At 55.5% G+C, this 2,778-nt stretch carries 3 protein-coding genes; all 3 read right to left on the bottom strand.

Annotated features, from left to right (window positions below; all coding sequences use genetic code 11):
• Positions 1–67: 67 nt before the first annotated feature.
• From Q0072_RS01620 to Q0072_RS01610, 3 genes are read right to left on the bottom strand one after another with little or no spacing between them, the layout of a single operon-like run.
• Complete coding sequence (locus tag Q0072_RS01620; protein ID WP_298324805.1) at positions 68–601, bottom strand: RHS repeat domain-containing protein; 534 nt, start codon at positions 599–601, stop codon at positions 68–70.
• A gap of 26 nt (positions 602–627) precedes the next feature.
• On the bottom strand, positions 628–1,140 hold the full coding sequence (locus Q0072_RS01615; RefSeq protein ID WP_298324802.1) for a hypothetical protein: 513 nt from the start codon (positions 1,138–1,140) through the stop codon (positions 628–630).
• Positions 1,134–2,633 carry an RHS repeat-associated core domain-containing protein gene (locus tag Q0072_RS01610; RefSeq protein ID WP_298324797.1) on the bottom strand — a complete coding sequence of 500 codons (1,500 nt, stop codon included), beginning with the start codon at positions 2,631–2,633 and terminating at the stop codon, positions 1,134–1,136. The genes Q0072_RS01615 and Q0072_RS01610 overlap by 7 nt, the downstream gene beginning before the upstream one ends.
• Positions 2,634–2,778 lie beyond the last annotated feature (145 nt).

The following is a 2,778-nucleotide window of genomic DNA, read 5'->3' as shown; positions in this document are numbered from 1 at the left end:
GTGCCGCCATTTGCTGAGCGCTCACGGCATCATGATAACGTTGTTCACCCTCTGCGTGCGGGTTATTTCAGATAGGTTCGAGCGGGCGGCCATGGCCGTCATAGGCATGGGTCAGGACATGGCCGCGCGGGTCGGTAATGGTGCGAACGGAATCGCCATCCGAGTAGGTATAGGTCGCGCTGTCCTGCTGCATATCCGTGCCCACGGCGGAACGCTCGATCCGCTTGCGCCCCGCCGGATCGTACAGCACCTCCGACACCCGGGTCTTGCCCGCCTCCCACGGGGTCGTTACCCGGATGGCGCGGTCCAGCGCGTCATAATCCGTGGTCGTCACCCGTCCCAGCGGGTCGGTCACGCTCTGCGGCTGATCGGTGGCGGTATAGAGGGTGGCTGTGACGGCATGCGGGATGCCCGGCATATCCGAGGCCCGCCTTTCCTCCACAACCCGGCCGACATCATCATAGACCCAGTCGGTGCGCGACAGAACCGTGGCGGCGGTTTGGGGTGCCACTGCTGTGGACCCGGCCCGCGTCTCCTCGTAAAGCGGCTGACGGCGGGTGTTGTAGTCCGCCGACACCTGTGCCTTGCGTATTGAAGCCAAAACTGATCGTCAGGCTCATGCGATCATCATCCACTACAGGAGCCATCACCATCTCGTTCATTGTGTTTCCCGCGCGGGGCCTGCTCACTGTCTTTGCGTTCTTTAAGTTGCTGATCTGGCGCGGTGAAGGGTATGAGTGTGAAACTGACAAGCAGGACAGAAATCAATGAAGATAAGATTATTATTGGGATGCCAGCCGCCATGATCTGCAATACTTTAAGTCCACCTCCATGTGAGTACATGAAAAAAAATAGAAAGCAATGGATAATATATAAAATGGTTCTTGTTACAATATATGATATTTTTGTAAAATCATGATACAATGCGAAATACATTGTAGTGAATAAATAAGCGGACGCAACATAAAAAAATAAGGCAAATATAATAGTTAATAAAAATGTATTTGACGTAAAATAACTGTAATCATAGAAGTAAAGATATGAATTCTTTTCCAAAACCAATGAAATTGTAATTGCTGCGGCGGGAATTTCTAAAATTAAGTTAATTGCAATCAATAAAAGTCGCCTCCAGTTTAGCATGATTTTATCCTTGAGCCTGTCCTGTCGCATCCACCGTTATCGCGAAGATCGTTCACCAATTGTCTGCCAATTGCCTCTCTGTGTTCTTGATTTGAAAAGTCTATATCACCACCAATCTGCTCACGAACGCGGGAAAGCATATTATGATAATGCCTCTCACTTGGATATACTAAGCCAGCTGCGGCATTCATTGTAGACGAGAAACCATCTTCAGAATTTAGCATATTATTTATCTCGGACACTATCTTAGTGTAGTTTTCGATATTGTTTTTTCTCAAGTTGTTTAGATGACCCTGAACGAGATCTTGTTCTTTCCTTATCAGTTGAAGGTCTATATTCCCGCCTCTTGATCTCACAGTCTCCATGGACATCGCCAATTTCGCGTTAGCGTCTTCTAGAGAAGCACTAACGTCAGATAAAAAACTCCGGGCATTGCTAGAAATTGCTAAGCCACCAAGAACAGGAATGTCCATGCTGGCTAACATTGTGGTTGTCATTGAGGCCGCTGCAAAGAATCGAGTTTGATCATAAAATTTCATGTCGAAGCGGCGATATATCTCAGCTCGACGACAATAGTCACTGAGCCTGTTAGCGGCTACGCATACCAATCCTGTTGGATCAGCGCCGTTGACCGGACTGTTACTGACATAGGCATACCGGTTGAGCCCATCGACCAGCCCCGCCGGATCAAGCTGCATCCACCTCCCGTCCTGGGGATCGTATGCCCGGTTGGGCGTGTGGTACAGGCCTGTTTCTGCATCCAACCGCATCCCGGCATACCGGAACTGCGGGCCGGCGGCTCCGGCCTGTGGGGAGTTGCCATAGGCGTCGTACGTGTAGGCCCCACCCAGCTTGCCGTCGGGGCGCAGCCAGCCGATGACGCTGCCCTGGCGGTTGGGCAGCAGGCGGATCAGGCCGGCGGCCGGAGCGTGGATTGCCACCACCGCACCGCCATTGCCCGAGGCGCGGATGGTGCGTTCCTTCAGGGTGCCTGATGCGTCGTAGGTACCCCACTCGATCCCGTCCAGCTCCAGGTACAGCGTCGTGACGCCGTTCACCTGTTTCCAGGCGCGGCCACCCTCCGGGTAATAGCCGTACGTCGCGGCCATGCCGGGGGCGTTGGCGCCCACCAGCATGTTGCGGGTGTCGTAGCGCCAGGTGCGGCCCGCAGCGCCCGTGCGGTTGCCGCGTGCGTCGTGGGTTTGCGCCACCCCGTCCACCTTGGTGAGCGCGTTGATGGGCGAGGCGGGGTCGTAGGTGGTGGTCTTGGCCAGGGTCGGGGCCGGTTGCCACAGGAAGGCGCTGTTGTCCAATGCCTCGCTGATCAGGGCGCCGGCATCGTCGTAGAGATAGCTGGCGGCCAGCGAGCCGCCCGACCAGGCATGGTTGAGGTTCCTCAGCTGCCCGGCAATGTCATAGCCGTAGAGGCTGCTGGCGGCCCCGCGCGTAGTGGCGGTGCGGCGGCCCAGCAGGTCATAGCTGTGGCGGGTCACGGCGTGCGCGCCCAGATGCCCCCCCGTCACCGGGTTCAGGCCATCATTGAACTGGCCCCCGTTTGGCCGGACATTCAGGCGGTTTCACGATAGGCCCTTATGAACTCGCGGGGCGAGCGCATTTTCAGGCCGGAATGCGGGTGGT

The organism is Asticcacaulis sp., from assembly GCF_027484505.1.
In the GTDB taxonomy this organism is placed as follows: domain Bacteria; phylum Pseudomonadota; class Alphaproteobacteria; order Caulobacterales; family Caulobacteraceae; genus Asticcacaulis.
Note: the sequence above shows the minus strand (reverse complement) of the source record. Positions and strands in the feature narration are given on the sequence as shown.

What these genes read in the sequence shown, in the direction of transcription:
- Q0072_RS01615 (WP_298324802.1), bottom strand. Translation starts at nt 1,140, where the DNA reads ATGCTAAACTGGAGGCGACTTTTATTGATTGCAATTAACTTAATTTTA.